Genomic DNA, 18,101 nt, shown 5'->3' with positions numbered 1-18,101 from the left:
GTATTTTTATTCTTATGAAAGCACCCTGGATTACCCACCCAACAATTCTAAAGGGTCAGACGGTTGATCTGATACCTCTTGAAAAAGAACATTTTGAGGAGTTATACCTTGCGGCATCCGATAAAAAACTATGGGAGCTTATCCCTGTCGACTGTTCAATACGGGAAAAGTTTACAGCAGCATATACTACCGCTCTGACTGAAAGAGACAAAGGCAATCATTACCCTTTTATCATCTATCATAAACAAACTCAAAAGATAATCGGTTCTACAAGATTATTTGACATCTTTCCTGATGATAAAAAACTGGAAATTGGCTGGAGCTGGATAATAGAAAAATATTGGGGCACCGTAGTAAATCTGGAATGCAAGTTATTATTACTGACTTATTGCTTTGATGTTTTAAAAGCAAGACGGGTACAGATAAAAACGGATCAGAATAATATCCGTTCCAGGAAAGCAATAGAAAAAATTGGCGGGCAGTTTGAAGGGATTTTAAGAAAGGATAGGATTAAGGATGATGGTACTTCAAGAAGTGCAGCTTACTATAGCATTATAGATGATGAATGGGAAGGTGTGAAAGAAAGATTACAAGGGATGATAAATGAGAAATAATCATCCAGAGAAACTGCCTCTATATCTTTGCAAAGACATAGAGGCAGTTTTGTTTATTAGACTTCCATCATCGTATCCACTTTCGGCATAACAGTTTTAGCAGTCTTTGCTTTTACTATTTTGCTTACCCGTCCTAACATAAAAATACAGATCACCGAAATACCGATAGCTACCCAACCCAACGTATCATAATGTTCCAGCGGACTGAATTTATCTTTCTGTATAACGATCATTCCTCCAAAGGCTGCGGCCACTCCTCCGGCAATCTGCTGCAGGGATGAATTGATACTCATAAAGGCCCCTCTGTCTTCCATTTCAGGCACACCGGTAATGAGTGCCATTGATGGTATCATACGGCCCATAATACCCGCTATCATCAATACATTTAAACCCATGACGATCCACAAAGGATTTACAGTAAGATGTGTGTAAAAAGCTATCAGCGCCATCATGAACAGAGAGGCGCCTGCAGCCAGACGGAATCTGTCGGTTTTATCGCTCAACCAACCTACTACAGGCATCACGAACAATGATCCAACACCGGATACCATGAACAGCCAGGGCAATTGCTCCGCTGTAACACCCAGGTTATTGATAGCAAAGGCACTACCGAAAGGCATCATCATAAAACCACCAATAGAGAGCAGTGCAGTAGCAGAGAATCCAATACGGTAGTTTCTTTTGGCAATTGTATGCCAGAGATGTAGCACCGCGCTCTTATCATGCTGTAAAGTAAGATGACCTGTAATAGGCTTTAAGCCGAACGCGATCAGGATCATTATGATGATGGCTATGCCTGCTACCAGGAAAAATGGTGCTTCCCATCCCCAGGCATTGGCGAGATAAAGGCCGATAGGGATACCTAACACCTGGCTGACGCCAAAGCCCATTTGTGTAAATCCCATTACCCGGCCACGCTGTTGTATTGTAAAAATATCCGTAATAATAGCCATAGAAATGGAGCCGATCACTCCGCCAAACAGACCCGTGATAATACGGGCTGCTACCAGCATGGGATAAGTAGTAGCAAAGCCACAGCATATAGTTCCCAGGATAAAACCTCCATAAAAGAAAACGAATAATTTTTTACGGTCAAAGCGGTCAGCAAAGCCTGCTGTCAACAATCCGGAAATACCGGCGCTGAATGCATAGGCAGATACAACCCATCCAAATGCTGCAGGCTTGATGTTCATCGATTTCATCAGCATATCACCTAATGGCGACAGGATCATAAAATCCAATACAACCGAAAATTGTGTCAATGTAAGTAACGCAACGACAAATACCTGGTATGAAGAAAATTTGTTCTCATTTTTCATGGTTTGAAAGTTTGTGTTTTTAAGGGATATATTTCGTTAGAAAGAATTTCAGGTGGTCAGCTCCTCACAGGTATAATTCAACCTGGAAATGATCAGGATAATGTCTGCATAGCTGAGATGCCAGGATATTATACGTAATACACAGTCTACATCCTCCTGATCAATATTCCACTGCTCAATCAGATGATGGTTATCCAACACTGTTTTTACAGCAAACAGATCACTTTCGGCTGCGATATTGGTTTTACATATTAGGATATGTTCAGGAATATGGTTACACATAAGTGAGCATTCATTTACTTATCAAGACAAAAAAAACTTATTTTTTCAACGCTTTTATAACATAATTAAAAGTTTCCTTCATGATTTTCTCGGAAAAAACAAACTTCTTCCCGCTAAAAGTATGTTCATCCTGATGAAATTTTACCAGGGAATAGAGCGGTGCCAGTGCTACTGACCAAAAGACCTCCATGGAAATCTCATTTATTTCCCCGTTTTTTATGGCATTTTTCACGAAAGGACCCGCTTTCTTTTTCATTTCGTCAGAAATCGCTTTCAGCATTTGTTCCCGGTAGGTAGAATTACGCAGCTGATCATAAAAAGAAGCGCCCACCTGATTGTTCAAAGCATATTTCGCCCGGTTTTTCCATTGGATCCAAAGCCCCTTTTCAAAAGGCATATCAGCCTCAAAACCTTCCAGGGTAGCACCACACATCCTTAACCCCTCTTCTACGCTAATCTGGTTGATCAGATCATCTTTATCCTTGTAATAAATATAAATAGTAGCAGGAGACACGCCAGCCGCTTTAGCCAGCCTGTTTATACCGAAATTCTCCAACCCTTCGTTGGTGATCATTTCGATGGCCTTTTCACGAATGCCTTGTATTTTATTCTCGTCGCGTGGTCTCATGTACCACAAATATAAATGAGCGATCGCTCATTTAAAAATATTTTATCAAAAAAAGAACAAATTTGTCTTTGGGGAAATAGTATATCGGTAAAAGCTATTGAATATCCGGTTAAAGAAATGATTTAGACGGTGAAATTTTATAACTGAACACTCATTGTACCAAAACCGGACAAGTATGTTTAAATGGAAAATCATAAATAATTGATTGATAACAAAATCAGAAGCTGGCATTTTTTTAGTGCGCTGCATTATATGATCAAAACCTATGTAAGAATCGCCTATCGGAATCTGAGGAAGCATAAATTCTATCTGGCGTTAAATATATTGGGGTTATCCCTGGGTATTGCGGGTGGACTGGTATTATTCCAGTTCATCAGTTATCATTTGAGTTTTGACAGGTATCACAAGAATGAGGCGCAATTATACAGAGTTGTAACTGATTTACATTTACCAGACGGCTCTGTTGAATCTGAACAGGGAACCCCATTAGGGCTTACTGAAGCTTTACAAAATGAGATCCCCCGGATAAAAGACCAGGCCGTATTATTAAAGGCACATTCTCTTACTATTGGTGTGCAGTTGAAACTATTTACAGAACATGAAAATATTGCGTTTGCCGACAAACACTGGTTTAATCTTTTTGACTATACATGGGAGAAAGGGAACGCCGCAACATCATTAACTGAACCCAATACTGCTGTTATTACCCAGCAACTGGCGACAAAATATTTTGGAAAACAAGACCCCATCGGCCAGATCATCAGATTGGATAATAAATATACGGTGACTGTTACAGGAGTATTGAAAGATTATCCTGCCAATACAGACACAAAAATAGATCTCTTCTTATCCCGCCCATCCTTTAAAATATTCTATCCGGATGCTGAAGAAAATATGACTAGAAACTGGGGGGCTATCAACAAAACTACCAACTCATATATATGGTTACCTGATGATGTTCCTGGTAAAAGAATAGAGGAGGCCATGGATCATATCAAGAAAAAGTATTTTGCAAAGGATATAGAATCAGTCTATCATTTCCATTTACAAAAATTAAAGGAAGTACATTTTGATAGTCGTTACGGCGGTGTAATGGACAAAACATTGCTTGGCACATTAACGATCGTAGGCCTCTTCCTTGTAATTATTGCATGTTTCAATTTTATTAATCTGGCTACTGCTCAAAGTACGAAACGGGCCAAAGAGATTGGTACCCGGAAAGTGTTGGGAAGTACGCCCATAGCTATATTTTCCCAATTCATGACTGAAACTGTGTGTATTACGCTCCTTGCTACTATCCTCTCATTTATATGGATCAGACTTTCTCTTCCTTTAATTAACGACTGGCTGCAAATCAAGCTGGGGTTTAATTTACTACAAGACCGGAGCCTGTTTTTATGTACTATTCTTCTTTTGGGATTTGTAATATTGGTAAGTGGTTTTTACCCGGCAATTATTCTGAGTCGTTTTAAACCAGTAGATGCGTTAAAAAAACAAGTATCTAGTGTCCGTACAGCATTTTATAGAAAGGCTTTAATCGTAATTCAGAATGTGGTAGCGCAGGTATTGATTGTTTGCACCCTCATCATCACACTTCAGATAAGACATTTAAAGAATACTGACATTGGTTTTAATAAAGATGCTGTTCTTATGGTCCCCCTTCCGGACAAGAGTGAATTACCCTATCTGGACCATGAATTAAGAAAAAACCAGGAGATAAAATCTGTGAGTTTCTGTTTGCAGGCACCTTCTTCGGACATGAATATAGGAGGATCTATCAAATTTGATAATAAACCCTGGGAAGATTATATTGTTCGTACGATCATAGCTGATACAGCCTACCTTAATACGTTTCAATTGAAGCTTTTATCCGGCAGGAACATGCAGGCAAGTGATACAGTCAGGGAATTTATAGTTAACGAAACATTTCTTCATAAATTAGGCATCAAAGACCCACAGCAGGTTATAGGTCATCAGTTGGTTGCCGGTGGATTGCAGGACCATTCGAGAACCATTGTTGGAGTAGTAAAGGATTTCAACGTTCATTCGCTGTATACAGCTATTGAGCCATTGTTAATCACTACGAAACGGGATTCATATCAATATGCAGCTATAAAACTTAACGTCAAAGATCATATTGCTGCACAACAGAAGATCCGGAAAATCTGGCAGGCAGCTTATCCTGAAAACGTTTTTGAATATCATTATCTGGATGAGCAGATCGATAATTTTTATCATAAAGAGGATTTGTTAAATAAACTCATTAATACAACAGCAGCAATCGCCATTATCATCAGTTGCTTAGGTTTGCTAGGGCTTATTTCTTTCTTTACTACTCAACGCACTAAAGAGATCGGCATCCGGAAAGTACTTGGCGCAAACATTACAACCATTGTATATCTTCTGTCAAAAGACTTTTTGAAACTGATATTATTATCGATTGTTATTGCTTCGCCTATTGCCTGGTATCTGATGAATCAATGGTTACAGGATTTTGCTTACCGGGTCAATATTAGCTGGTGGATATTTGTTGTGGCGGGGTTTGCATCCATCTTAATTGCATTGGTTACAGTAAGTTACCAGTCGCTTAAAGCAGCTTTTACTAATCCTGTTGATAGTCTGAAGATGGAATAGTCTGATGATGATTAACCTGATTTTCAATTAATAATATCCGCTATTTTACTTTTATCAGATAAAGTGAAAGGCAGAAAGTATACTGGATTACCTCAAGAAACTTCCACCTTATTGGTTCTTTATTAAATTTATCGGTATCTATACTCCAGCCATAAGGCGCAGCCTCGATACTATTGACATAAGCGGCTCTTTCAGCTGCTGTTTGGGATTGTGCCACGCCACTTTCCAATGAATGAAGACTCGCTTCATTCCAATTATAAAACAGGCTAATGATGCCGGTGTGAATTGGATGCATCACACTGGCCATGTATAGATAAAAATTTATTAGTATCATATTTTCACTATTTCATCTGTGTGCGACAGCAACTAAAACAGATTTATTCTGTAGAAGTTGTTCCTGTACCATTACGTGAGCGCCAGGAATAAATTCCCAGGTTTCATCTTCCGGATCATACAATTCAGAACCTTCCAATTGATAAATATTATCTTCTATCTGCAAAGCCGGCACAGGACGATAGACCGTCGTACCTTCATTTAATAATCTTACATAAATATTGTCCGTCATAATTTTAGTATTCATTTTAATTGATTCAGTGTAAAACTGGATACAACTTCTTTGACCAGATTTTCATAAACAGAATACTTATTTTTATTTACAAAAAATGATACAAGATATAATGAGTCCGCATGTACAAGGTTATACTGCAATACGGTTAGATCCTTACCCTCGGCGAGGACATGCTGCATAACTTCCTTCCCCTTTATATTATTTATATCCACCTCTTTTAAAGATAAGACTTCTATTTTGTAGCCTAAATTTGATCTCGCTTTTCTGATGTTTTCATTGATGACGCTATCAAGATTTCTATGATCATAATTGAAAATCATAATGTTAAAATTAGCATCGCTACTGCTGTCAGGACTAAATCCAGCCAGAGGTATATTATCACCAAGTTGTTCCTTTTTTACCCAATCAGCAGGTACATTTATTTTTAGTACCCTGTTATAAAAAATATCCCATTCTATCTGATAAGTACTATCCTTATTATTGTAATGCCACGGTCCCTTTTTTAGTCCATCATCATAATATCCCTGAGCCTTCAATGTTTTATTTTCATAATAATAAGTCCAGTTTCCAATGCGAATTCCATTCAATAATTCTCCCTGACTTTCTATCTGACCATTTTTATAATATCCAATCCATTTGATATGAGCCTTATCAGCTATCGCCCGACTCTTAATCTCCCCGCTTTCATAATATTCTTTCACTTCTTTGTTATAATTACAGCAAAGAGTGCAAAGCATAATTATTACGGATCCATACATATATTTAATCATTTCTACATTTTTTCTCGTCATATAGTTGTAAAGATTCTATTTTGTCAATTTCACTAAAACAATGAGGCAAAGAATAATCTCACAACACTAAATATAGAAAATAAAATATGATACAAAGATGTGATTTCCTTTAAAACACTATCTTTATTCCCTTGAAACAACACAATACTATGCGCCTTATCAATAGCTTATCCATTATCATTCTTGCTATTACGATACTATCTGCTACTCCTCCTTCGGATACCAAAAAGGGTATTCCTCCGGGTGGTACTCTCTTCACTGCGGGTGTTGGTGCTGGTCTTATCGGTGGTCTTTACAATGGCTTTTACCCTTATAAATTGCTTAAAAAGCATGGGGATTTTGGTCTTGGTGCTCCGGACAAACTGGATGGAGAGCTTATGGTTTTTCAGGGAAAGATATATCAGACGCAAAACAGCGGTAAGACATTTTTAGTAGATGATAAGCAGTTAACGCCTTTTGCAATGGTGAACTTCTTTCATCCTGATATCAGGATAACTCCCAATAAAGCCATGAACAAGGCGGAGCTTTTCCATTACCTGGATAGTATATTAACCAATACAAACGGTATGTACGCTATTCATATCAGCGGAAAATTCAGTTATGTAAAAACCAGAGCATTCCCGCCTGTTAAGGAAGATGATCATATGCCATTGGCTAGTATGCTCAACCTGCAACATTTCTTTGAATTTACAGGCGCTCAGGGCGATTTAATAGGATATCGTCTGCCCTCATTCATGGACAATACGAATATTGCTGGCTATCACTTCCATTACTTATCGCAGCAAAAAGATGCAGGCGGACATATCATAGATGTAAAAACAGAGAATATAGTAATCGAAATTGATATACTCGACAGTTATACGATACAGGTTCCTGCAACAAAAGACTTCCAGCATTTTGATTTTAAAAAGAACAGGGAAGAGGATATAAAGAGTGTAGAGCGGGGAGGGAAAAATTAAGAAGAAGACTACCGAAGGCAGATTAGTATCCTCAGTAGACTGACGCAATTAATGTAAATTGCGTCAGTCTGTTGTGATAAAGATAATATTTGAGTTAACAGATATTTAATGTATAAACGCCAATACCAATTCCAGAAACTTCTCCGGCTGTTCCTCCACAATATAATGCCCGCATTCAGCAAGACTTACAGATTGAATATCTCCATCTGCTATTTTCTGCATGGCCCTACCCACATTTACACCTTGCGATTGCTCTCCTCCAATGGCTAAAATTGGAATACTTAGTTTATGCTGATAGGATTTATTCCGTTCTGCACTCTCCCGAAAAGATCTATAATAACCGAACCCATTACGCAATCTTTCCTTCCCTGTATAAGCTGCTACATAAATGCTGATATCATCTGCCGTGATTGCATTTTTAACTGTTGTTTTACGGGTAAAATACCAGTTCAGATATTCCTTCTCTTTACCTTCTATTAAGAACTCAGGCATCCCTTCAATAGCATGGAAATAAAATTGCCAGATCTTATTCGCATTTAAAGGAGAAAATACCTCATCCGGAATTAACCCCGGGATACCAGCATCCAGGATAATTAAAGACTGAAGCATGGACTCATATTCAAGCGCAAAGGTAGTCGCTACCCAGGCTCCTACATCATGCCCTACTAAATGAATATTACTAAGGTTTAGCTGGTCACAGAAGGATTTAATGAGCATGGCTACAGTAATGGTATCAGCAGCAGGCGTAGCATTGACATTCCCCATCCCCGGCAGGTCAACTGCAAAAACATGGTAATGTTTAGCCAACTCGGGGAATACCTTCCGCCATATATGAGAAGTCTGCGGCCACCCATGCAATAAAATCATAGGATCACCATGTCCGCTTTCGTAATAAGTAACCGGAATATCGTCTACTATTATTTCCATTCTGTTTTAATTATGAAAGCAAAGCTCAGGAAAACCAGAAGAAGTAAACTTGCATTTATAGCGTATAAACTTGTAACTTTAAAGCATGGACACGCTGAGGCAATTCGAAACTTTGATCATAAATGATTATGAGGCAGACATTTCTCCTTTTGCAACACATGTACATACTTACTATGAACTGATCTATATCTATAAAGGCAACGGGGCTCATTTTCTAAACGACAATAACATCTCCTATAAAAGCGGGGATCTGTTTTTAATATCTCCGGAAGATAAACATCACTTTGAGGTTAAACAAACCACCAGATTCGTAGTCATCAAATTTACCGATAGCTACTTTAAAGAAGGCGCACTGGATATTTTCCCCGAAACCATCATGCGACTGAAATTCTTAAAAGAAGTGAAGCTTGAATTCAAAAATCCTCACAAGTCTTTACTGCAAAACACTATCCGCAATATTGTTGTTTATAAAGAATCAGAAAACTTAGCTACTTCACCTTATATTTACCTGCAGCTTTTATCAGTTTTTGGATTGATTAAAGAAGTTATCCTTAAATATAACGATATTGGCTCTCCGGGATTGGCTGATAAAGAAGCACTCCTTTCATTTATTCATCAAAACATATATGATCCTAAAAAATATCAGGTAAAAAATATCGCTAAGCATTTTAACATATCAGCTACTTATTTCGGCGATTATTTCAAACGAAATTTCAATGTAAGCTATCGTTATTACATCAATCAATACCGCACCACGTTAATTGAAAAAAGGATTGAAGGTGGAAAGGTAAACATGAAGCAAATTGCGGAGGAGTTTGGATTTAACGACGAAAGTCATCTTTCAAACTATTTTAAAAAACGTCATCAGTTAAGACCTTCTGTATATCGGAAGAAAAATATTTAAGATCATATGGAAGCAAATAATTTTGATACTATAGAATACCTGCAACATGGCAATACTAAACAAAAGGAAGTCTATGGTGTATTAGTAAAGAGTGGGATTATGGAAGCCCTGCATCAATACGATCCGTTACTTGTCGGTACTATTCCTATTAATATTGATATTGAAGACAGTGATATTGATATCATCTGTTATTATGATGATTCATCAGAGTTTTCCGGTAATCTTATTATCATGTTTCAGGACCTGGATGATTTTGAAATTACAGAAAGTGAAGATAATGATGCCATCATAGCCCATTTCACCATCGACAATTTTAAATTTGAAATTTTCGCACAGGATATTCCTACCAGGCAGCAGTCGGCTTACAGGCATATGATGATTGAACATGCCATATTATCTAAACACGGAGAAGCATTCCGGCAGGAAATCATCAATTTAAAAAATCAGGGAATGGAAACAGAACCTGCCTTTGGTGTTTTGTTAGGACTTGAGAATGATCCATATGAAGAGCTGCTGAACTATGTGATTTAAAAATCTTCAAAAAAGAGCGGGGCATCAGATACATGTGTATCGGATGGCCCGCTTACTATATTACTCAACAGTAATTGTTGCTGTCATCATTTGATCTCCTGCCCCTCCAAGGCTTTTAATTTTTTGCACAGGTATCTGCACAACAGAAGGGGATATGACCTTCATATCTTCAACGAGACCCATAAAGTTTTGATCCTTCAAATCAATGACTTTCGTTCTTTTTACAGTGCCATCGGCCTCAATTACTGCGCCAACAAGCACTGCGTTTTTATACACACTTGAACCAAGAGGTTTCAGTGCTATATCACGATTGAGGTTCTCCTCATTATCATTGTAAAAAATGATCGTTTTCCCTTTTGAGGAAAAAGCAAAATAGCTATCCCCCATAGTAGAGCCGGCACTAACCCTGTATTTGGGTATCCTGGAAAATGAAGTCTGTTTATTATCAAAATAAATATTCAGGATCCCCCCGGCAAATTTATATGCAGCTTTTGAGGTCATATCCTCGCTTCTGAACTCGGCCACCATGCTAATACCCTCCCCTGTTTCGACTAATTGAGAAGAAAATTGCGGGTATATACCATATTTTTTCCCTTTGGTACTACCCCAGCCATCATTAGCAAATTGCTCAACAATGCCAGAGGGGAAAGGGCTTTTCTTCGCGACAGCTAACTTAAAACCTGTAGTAGTTATATTGCTTTTAAATACCCCTGCCAGGTTATCCGTCTGGTCAAAATAAGTGCCTGCTATATATATTGAATCACTTTGTTTTGAGGGCAGTAAAAGCACTTCAGCAGGCCAGGCATTCTCTATAGTCAAAGTTTTGTGTAAAGGAGTTCCTGTTTGTTTAAATATCACAATATCGGCTATCGTTTTCACTTTACCCACGTAACTCAGATAAACAATCCCTGCATTATCTATTATTTCCGATTGGATCTCTTTATCCGTAATTTCGGCAATGGTCTCATTCTTACCCCATACCACATTCAACTGCTCATCCAGGCGGGAAAGATAGAATTGTTCTTTACCTGCCCCAACAAAAAGCAGTACTTTTTTACGGTCAGGTGAATATTTAAAAAGAACTTTTTTTGCAGCCAGGCCATTCATTAAGGGGAGTGAAAGCCCCATACTCTTACTGGCAGCAAGCACTTTGGGCGAGCTTACTTCTAAAGTCAGTGGGTTTACCTCAACAGCCATAATATTACCAATATTATTTTTTTCCGCAGGTTCCACATATATAAACCATATCTTATCACCTATTTTCTCTAAGGAGGAATAAATGATACTACTATATGCGTTATCACCCCCCGAAAGCTTGTTTTCTTTTGTCACTTTCAGATCCTTATCATACTGTATCAGTGTAACTGTCATTCTGTATTTGTTCCAGTTCATTCCTGAGACATTTTTATCTTCTTTCTTAATGCCAATATATCCTCTGCCGGGTACAGGTATATTTGAAAAATTAGGATTGTTTTCCGACATAGATACATGAAATTGTTGCGCTATGGTTTTCATACAGCATAGGCAGATCATTACAGTAACAGCTAGTTTCATTTTTTTGGTATAGGTTTGGGTGAATAAACAGTAATTTATGAATTTTAAATCATATGACAGATCATTGTTGACGGCCAGTTAACACAATATGGCTTTAAGTAAGTCGGCTTCAAAAAATTATGCATTTTTTATTGCAAACACTTTATTCATATCTAACTCCAGTTTCTTTGCCACTGCAGAGAATATTTTATCAAACTCAGGATCGAATTTTATGTTTTCATCAAACCACTCTTTTGTAAATATTCCGTCGTACTCATCACCAGTATTTTCTCCCTGCCATTTCATGTTTTTATGAATCAGGGCTGTCCAGTAATCAATTCTCTCTTCTAAAGATTTCTTTGGATACTCTTCCTTTCTGAATTTTTCGAATGCTTTATAATTATTCTTTGATTTCTCGGTCAGAAGTTTGAGTGCATTTTTCTCTTCTTCAGATAATTTTTCCATGTTTTAATTCTGCTTTAGGATTGTAATCAATCATCCTTGTAATTATAGCACAAAATGCTCGATTTACGAGGGCCAATACTATAAACATTATAAAAAATCAATAAATGATCGGTAGTAATATATTTCAAGTTAAAGATATCCGATCTGCTTAATTATTTTAAGAATCTTTTACACATCACTAAATTTATATAAAATATTGAATTACAACGTAATAATATAATTAATTGCATGATTTTTACATTACAATTATTACATTTAAATCGAAAAATGCTATCTTTACTGAGAAAGGAAATTTATAATGACCAAGCTACAGGAGCTAAAAAAGCACTTAAAAAAAGGTAAAGTATACCGTCGAACAGAGTTGGCGCAATGGTCAAAATCTATTGACAGACATCTTGATGAACTTGTGCAAGACGAAACTTTACAAAAGTTATCTCAGGGTGTATATTACTTTCCAAAAGAAACCGCATTTGGGAAAACACCACCCGAAGAAGAGGTTCTCATTCGCAGTTTTCTGAAAGATGATCGTTTTTTAATTACCTCACCAAATGCTTATAACAGTTTAGGTGTAGGCACTACTCAACTCTACAACACGAGAACGGTATATAATCATAAGCGTCATGGTGAATTTAAACTAGGTAACAGAGTATTCATTTTTAAGTTAACACACCATTTTCCTGCTAAAGCAACTCAGGAATTTTTGCTAGTAGATCTGGCGAACAATCTTGAAAAACTAGCAGAAGATCATATACAAATTTCAAAAAATATATTATCCAGAGCTTACACTATGGATATAAAAAAATTAAAGCATGCTGTTTCATTATACGGAAACGCTAAGGCCAAAAAATTATTAATGCCAGTGGTGAATAAAACTGAAAACCTGTAACATGTCAACAAATTACCTTCACAATCATAAAGATTTTCCAGATCTATTGCGTATACTGGAAGATGAAACTGGCATACTAGCAGGCTTAATTGAAAAAGATTACTGGATAATGCACGCATTGTATGGATTGAAAACATCAGGTTTCAATTTTGAACTTAAAGGAGGAACATCCTTATCTAAAGGATATCAAATTATTGATCGCTTTTCTGAAGATATAGATATACATATTAAGCCTCCTACAAATTTTGGGATTAACGAAAATCCTAAAAATACAAAGCCCGCTAATGTAGAAGCCCGGAGAAAATTTTATGATTGGTTAGCCGAAACCATTAAAATGGATGGTATTATTTCCGTTGAGCGGGATCATGCATTCGATGATACAGTTTATTATCGAAGTGGCGGTATCAGATTACATTATGAAAGTAAAACAGATCATATTAATGGAATAAAAAACGGTATTTTACTTGAAGCAGGGTTTGATACAGTTACACCAAATATAAACCGTACAATAAGTTCCTGGGCTTATGATAAAACAAAAGAAAATAAATCCATCAGCATTATAGATAATAGAGCAATTGATATCGCTTGTTATCACCCTGGTTATACCTTTGTTGAAAAGCTTCAAACTGTTGCGACGAAATTTCGTCAGAAACAAAATGGAGAAAATGATCGCCCGAATTTTATGAGGCAATACTATGATATCTATTGCCTTTTAGGGAATGAAGAAGTTCAAAAATTCATCGGAACTCAGGAATATGAGACCCATAAGCAAAAAAGATTCCCTGCTGCTGATTTAGAAATTCCTATACCTCAAAACGAATCTTTTCTGCTTAACACTCCAGAATTAAGGGGTGAATTTAAACAACGATATGTCGAAACAGCAGCTCTTTATTATAAAGGACAACCCACTTTCGACGACATTCTCAGCAGAATAAAAGAACACCTTCACAAACTATAGATGCTGTTTTTAAGTTTACCTGATAGATGTAAGTATTTACTTCGCCCCTCCATCTACAGCATCATTACTCAGACATTCATTCATATCAATATACGAGACAACAGGCACCTTATTCATTGCTAAAGATAAATAGACCAACTTACTAATCTTATCATCGAAATCCCCATTTAAAACATCAGAAATATATTCTCTTGTTACTCCCAGTTCTACCGCCAATTGTGTTTTATTCAGATTATTATTTTTTATATACTGTTCTGTGAGATTAAAAATTCCATTCTGAATTTTCATTAACCAATATTCCCTGCTTCTTAATAATTCTTCCCTTTTCATTTATTGTTTTTTAAAGAGCGAAAATCTGATCCAGATCATACGCTGCGAAGAAAGAAAAAATTACCTAATAATATGTTAACCCATAGTTATTCAGAACAAATAGGTACAAGTACTCAATTAATAAACTTCTGATCTCCCTCAAAATCCTATATCCCTTCATCACTGAAAGCTCATTCCTACAGCACTCTTACATCATTCCTATATCGTTTGGATATAGGAATGCCGGTAGAATGATATAGGAATGCTATAGGAGTGATGAAGGAATGATGAAAGAATATCAGTACCAGAATGTGTTTCGAAGCTTTTTTTTCATTAAATTGCTGAGGTAATTGTATTGTATAACCCCAAACACAAATTAACCATGGCAAGAGCAGATAATAACCTGTTTATGTCCAATCTATCCGGTACGATTGGCAACCAGATGACCATCAGACAAAGAGGTGGATCCACTATCGTTTCAAAAAAGCAGAAAAAGAGTAAAAAACGATCTACTGAAGCACAACTGGAAGTCCAGGAAACCTTCAATGAGTCAACGTTATATGCAAAGAAGGTGATGCTTGACCCGGATCTGAAAGCACTCTATAAGGCAGTAGCACTACCAGGACAAAATGCCTATAACATGGCAATAAGAGATGCTCTCAACCCTCCTGAAATAAAAAGCGTTATAACGGATAATTACACCGGCAAAACCGGCGATCAGATCGTAGTACGCGCTATAGACGTTTTCAGGGTATTCCAGGTAGTAGTGGCTATTTATACCGCCGCAGGTACATTACTGGAAAAAGGGAATGCCGTTATGGGCAGAAACAGCATTGACTGGACCTACACCGCCACAAAGAAAAACACAAACCCGAAAGGCGGGAAAATAATAGCCATGGCAGAAGACCTGCCCGGTAATGAAACTTATAGCGAAATTTCCATATGACCGCTCGTCTATAAATCCATTACCCGTAATCCTATTTTTTTTACATTGGACATATGAAAAGGATTACGACGTGTATAATGCTGCTCTTCTCCCTGTATACCTATGCCCAGAAGAAACCACTGGACCATTCCGTATACGATAGCTGGCAGAATATAGGCAGTAAGATCATCAGCGATAATGGTCAATGGATAGCCTATACCATCACCCCGCAGGAAGGTGATGCGACTCTCATTGTCTATAACAGTAAAACACAACTGGCCATCCCCAGAGGTTATAACCCGGTGATCACAAAAGACAACCAGTATCTCGTCTTTGCGATTAAACCACCGTTTGCTGTTACAAGACAAGCGAAGATTAAAAAGAAAAAGGCATCAGAGATGCCTAAAGACTCTTTAGGGGTCATTACACTGTCCAGTGAGGCTGTATGGAAAACAGCCGCTGTAAGGTCCTTTAAAACGCCGGAAAAGGGCAGTGGAGTGATTACTTATCTACAGGAGAAACCTCAGTATGATAGTACCAGCGGAACACTGGTGATTATGTATCCGAATATAGCAGATACAGTGAAAGATGTACAGGAGTATGCTTTCAGTAAGCCAGGTAACAAACTGCTGATAGCAACGAAGACAGGCGTACTGTTATGGGATGTAGCTACACATAAAGCGGATACGGTAAGCAGAGGCATAGGTACACGCAAACAATTCGCTTTTGATGAGGAAGGAAAACAGGCCGCCTGGTACAGCACAAGGGATAGCATTAAACAATTGTACTATTACACACAGGATACAGGGAAAATTATTGTAGAGAAAGATGTGAGTCCTGATGGAAAAATATGGTTCAGCAGAAACGGAGAACGGTTGTTCTTTGGAACAGCACAGGCACCTGCACCCAAAGATACCAACATCGTGGATTTTGAAGTAGCAAAGGTGGATATCTGGAATTATAAAGATGATTACCTGCAACCCATGCAGCTTAAAAATACAGATAAAGAACTAAAGAGAAATTATCTCGCGGTGTATTATCCTGCTAATGCCAAATTAATTCAGCTGGCAGATAAAGACATGGAAAATGTATTACCGGCAGATGAAGGGAACAGTAACTATGCACTCGGATATACTGATAAAGGAGAACGTGTAGCCATGCAATGGACTGGTCATACATTGAAAACATCCTGGCTGATAAATTTAAACGATGGTACACGTAAACAGGTAAAAGAACACCTGGATAGTACCAGTGTTATCTCTCCTGATGGGAAATATATTCTCTGGTATGATGTACAGCAAAGGCATTGGTTTACGTATGAAAATGCTACAGGTATTACACGTAATATCAGTGCATTGATACCAACAGCCATGTATGAAGAAGATGATGATCATCCGGATGCACCCGGGCCATATGGTGTAGCTGTATGGGAAGCGAAAGACCAGTTTGTGTATATCTATGACCGTTATGATATATGGAAGATAGATCCGGTTGCCAAACAGCCGCCAGTAGCTATCACAGAAGGACGTAAAAACAGATTACGCTTCAGATATATTTCTCTGGATAAAGAAGAACGTTATATAGTACCCGGTCAGCAGTTACTACTGGAAACGTTTAATGATGTAACGAAAGAGAACGGATTGTATCTGAATAAAAAGAAAATAATGATGGGGCCATTCACCATCAATACCCCTGTGAAAGCGAAAAATGCAGACGTATACATCTATATAAAAGGAAGTTATTTATTATCTCCTGATATCTATCTGAATAATAATTTCAAAAAAGAAATACAGCTCAGTCATATCAATCCTCAGCAACAACAATACAACTGGGGTACTGCTGAATTGTTTAAATGGACAGCATACAATGGTAAACAGGCAGAAGGGATTTTATACAAACCAGAAGATTTTGACAGCACAAAGAAATACCCGGTAATACTTTACTTCTATGAAAAACTCACAGAAGACATGTATGCTTATATACCTCCTGCTCCTACTCCATCAAGACTGAATATTTCTTTCTTTGTAAGCAGAGGATATATAGTACTGGCTCCTGATATTACATATGAGAACGGGCATCCGGGAAAAAGCGCATATAACTATATCGTAAGCGGCGCAAGGGCATTAGCCCAAAACACCTGGGCAGATAGTTTGCATATGGGTATACAGGGACAAAGCTGGGGTGGTTACCAGGTAGCTTATCTCGTTACACAAACGAACCTGTTCAAAGCTGCCTGGGCTGGTGCTCCCGTAGCCAATATGACCAGCGCCTACGGTGGTATCCGCTGGGAAACAGGCATGAACAGGCAGTTCCAGTATGAACGCTCTCAAAGCAGGATCGGTGCTACACTGTGGGATAAACCGGAATTATATATTGAGAACTCTCCCCTCTTTCATCTGCCCAATGTAAACACACCTGTTGCTATTATGAGTAATGATGCAGATGGAGCAGTACCCTGGTACCAGGGCATAGAACTGTTTACAGGATTGAGAAGACTGGGCAAACCCGTTTGGCTGCTCAATTACAACAATGAGGCACATAACCTGGTACTAAGACAGAACAGAAAAGATATACAACGCCGTGAACAGCAATTCTTTGATCACTTTTTAAAGGATGCTCCTGCACCTGAATGGATGGAAACAGGCGTACCTGCTACTGAAAAAGGGAAAAACTGGGGATGGTAAAATGATAACACAATGAACTGCAACTGCTTATAAAACTGTTAAAAACACAACACAATGAGCAGCAGTTCACTACGTTAAAAACCGGCCAGGATACCCGTTCATGGCCGGTTTTTAACATTTTCATAACGCAACAAACTGTCTTTCAATACAATCAAATTATATTTTTTTATATACTTACATTCTG

19 protein-coding genes are annotated in these 18,101 nt (G+C 37.8%); 9 read left to right on the top strand and 10 right to left on the bottom strand.

The annotated features are described in order from the left end of the window. Window positions 1–14 precede the first annotated feature (14 nt). Window positions 15–614: a GNAT family N-acetyltransferase gene (locus BMW86_RS18735; RefSeq protein ID WP_089783238.1), complete on the top strand. Its 600-nt coding sequence runs from the start codon at window positions 15–17 to the stop codon at window positions 612–614. Window positions 615–670: 56 nt separating this feature from the next. On the opposite strand, the gene BMW86_RS18730 is transcribed toward BMW86_RS18735, so the two are convergent. From BMW86_RS18730 to BMW86_RS18720, 3 genes are read right to left on the bottom strand one after another with little or no spacing between them, the layout of a single operon-like run. Continuing rightward, the gene (locus BMW86_RS18730) at window positions 671–1,933 is read right to left on the bottom strand and encodes an MFS transporter (RefSeq protein WP_089783237.1); all 1,263 of its coding nucleotides are present in this window, start codon (window positions 1,931–1,933) and stop codon (window positions 671–673) included. A 48-nt stretch (window positions 1,934–1,981) separates the two neighbouring features. After that, window positions 1,982–2,215: a hypothetical protein gene (locus BMW86_RS18725; RefSeq protein ID WP_089783236.1), complete on the bottom strand. Its 234-nt coding sequence runs from the start codon at window positions 2,213–2,215 to the stop codon at window positions 1,982–1,984. Between the two features lie 37 nt (window positions 2,216–2,252). Beyond that, window positions 2,253–2,843, bottom strand: a complete 591-nt coding sequence (locus BMW86_RS18720; RefSeq protein ID WP_089783235.1) for a TetR/AcrR family transcriptional regulator — start codon at window positions 2,841–2,843, stop codon at window positions 2,253–2,255. Window positions 2,844–3,044: 201 nt separating this feature from the next. Here BMW86_RS18720 and BMW86_RS18715 point away from each other — a divergent pair, with 201 nt between their 5' ends. Beyond that, window positions 3,045–5,477, top strand: a complete 2,433-nt coding sequence (locus BMW86_RS18715) for an ABC transporter permease (RefSeq protein ID WP_089783234.1) — start codon at window positions 3,045–3,047, stop codon at window positions 5,475–5,477. A gap of 40 nt (window positions 5,478–5,517) precedes the next feature. On the opposite strand, the gene BMW86_RS18710 is transcribed toward BMW86_RS18715, so the two are convergent. Genes BMW86_RS18710 through BMW86_RS18700 form a run of 3 tightly spaced genes read right to left on the bottom strand, consistent with a single transcriptional unit; the run spans window position 5,518 to window position 6,836 of the window. After that, window positions 5,518–5,811, bottom strand: a complete 294-nt coding sequence (locus BMW86_RS18710; RefSeq protein ID WP_089783233.1) for a hypothetical protein — start codon at window positions 5,809–5,811, stop codon at window positions 5,518–5,520. Window positions 5,812–5,823: 12 nt separating this feature from the next. Beyond that, the gene (locus BMW86_RS18705; protein ID WP_218149163.1) at window positions 5,824–6,057 is read right to left on the bottom strand and encodes a hypothetical protein; all 234 of its coding nucleotides are present in this window, start codon (window positions 6,055–6,057) and stop codon (window positions 5,824–5,826) included. Then, on the bottom strand, window positions 6,054–6,836 hold the full coding sequence (locus BMW86_RS18700; protein ID WP_089783232.1) for a toxin-antitoxin system YwqK family antitoxin: 783 nt from the start codon (window positions 6,834–6,836) through the stop codon (window positions 6,054–6,056). The genes BMW86_RS18705 and BMW86_RS18700 overlap by 4 nt, the downstream gene beginning before the upstream one ends. A gap of 149 nt (window positions 6,837–6,985) precedes the next feature. Between BMW86_RS18700 and BMW86_RS18695 the strand changes: the two genes are divergently transcribed. Continuing rightward, a complete protein-coding gene (locus BMW86_RS18695) occupies window positions 6,986–7,795 on the top strand; it encodes an acetolactate decarboxylase (protein WP_089783231.1) in 810 nt (269 codons plus the stop codon). 105 nt (window positions 7,796–7,900) lie between these two features. Here BMW86_RS18695 and BMW86_RS18690 read toward each other — a convergent pair whose 3' ends face one another. Next, window positions 7,901–8,722, bottom strand: a complete 822-nt coding sequence (locus BMW86_RS18690; protein ID WP_218149162.1) for an alpha/beta fold hydrolase — start codon at window positions 8,720–8,722, stop codon at window positions 7,901–7,903. 85 nt (window positions 8,723–8,807) lie between these two features. Here BMW86_RS18690 and BMW86_RS18685 point away from each other — a divergent pair, with 85 nt between their 5' ends. Further along, window positions 8,808–9,626, top strand: coding sequence for an AraC family transcriptional regulator (locus tag BMW86_RS18685; RefSeq protein ID WP_089783230.1), 819 nt, complete (start codon window positions 8,808–8,810; stop codon window positions 9,624–9,626). A 6-nt stretch (window positions 9,627–9,632) separates the two neighbouring features. Further along, window positions 9,633–10,157: a DUF4269 domain-containing protein gene (locus tag BMW86_RS18680; protein ID WP_089783229.1), complete on the top strand. Its 525-nt coding sequence runs from the start codon at window positions 9,633–9,635 to the stop codon at window positions 10,155–10,157. A gap of 60 nt (window positions 10,158–10,217) precedes the next feature. On the opposite strand, the gene BMW86_RS18675 is transcribed toward BMW86_RS18680, so the two are convergent. Beyond that, on the bottom strand, window positions 10,218–11,711 hold the full coding sequence (locus tag BMW86_RS18675; protein WP_177189305.1) for a hypothetical protein: 1,494 nt from the start codon (window positions 11,709–11,711) through the stop codon (window positions 10,218–10,220). Window positions 11,712–11,828: 117 nt separating this feature from the next. Further along, on the bottom strand, window positions 11,829–12,155 hold the full coding sequence (locus BMW86_RS18670) for a hypothetical protein (RefSeq protein ID WP_089783227.1): 327 nt from the start codon (window positions 12,153–12,155) through the stop codon (window positions 11,829–11,831). Window positions 12,156–12,453: 298 nt separating this feature from the next. Here BMW86_RS18670 and BMW86_RS18665 point away from each other — a divergent pair, with 298 nt between their 5' ends. Both BMW86_RS18665 and BMW86_RS18660 read left to right on the top strand, forming a co-directional pair. Continuing rightward, on the top strand, window positions 12,454–13,041 hold the full coding sequence (locus BMW86_RS18665; RefSeq protein WP_089783226.1) for a DUF6088 family protein: 588 nt from the start codon (window positions 12,454–12,456) through the stop codon (window positions 13,039–13,041). 1 nt (window position 13,042) lies between these two features. Then, window positions 13,043–13,999, top strand: coding sequence for a nucleotidyl transferase AbiEii/AbiGii toxin family protein (locus BMW86_RS18660; protein WP_089783225.1), 957 nt, complete (start codon window positions 13,043–13,045; stop codon window positions 13,997–13,999). 36 nt (window positions 14,000–14,035) lie between these two features. On the opposite strand, the gene BMW86_RS18655 is transcribed toward BMW86_RS18660, so the two are convergent. Then, window positions 14,036–14,329 carry a helix-turn-helix domain-containing protein gene (locus BMW86_RS18655; protein ID WP_089783224.1) on the bottom strand — a complete coding sequence of 98 codons (294 nt, stop codon included), beginning with the start codon at window positions 14,327–14,329 and terminating at the stop codon, window positions 14,036–14,038. 361 nt (window positions 14,330–14,690) lie between these two features. Between BMW86_RS18655 and BMW86_RS18650 the strand changes: the two genes are divergently transcribed. After that, the gene (locus tag BMW86_RS18650) at window positions 14,691–15,254 is read left to right on the top strand and encodes a hypothetical protein (protein WP_089783223.1); all 564 of its coding nucleotides are present in this window, start codon (window positions 14,691–14,693) and stop codon (window positions 15,252–15,254) included. 53 nt (window positions 15,255–15,307) lie between these two features. Then, entirely contained in the window at window positions 15,308–17,917 is a 2,610-nt protein-coding gene (locus BMW86_RS18645; RefSeq protein ID WP_089783222.1) for an alpha/beta hydrolase family protein, read from the top strand. Window positions 17,918–18,101 lie beyond the last annotated feature (184 nt).

It is taken from the genome of Chitinophaga sp. YR573, from assembly GCF_900110995.1.
GTDB lineage: Bacteria > Bacteroidota > Bacteroidia > Chitinophagales > Chitinophagaceae > Chitinophaga.
This window is presented reverse-complemented; position numbering and strand designations above follow the sequence as displayed.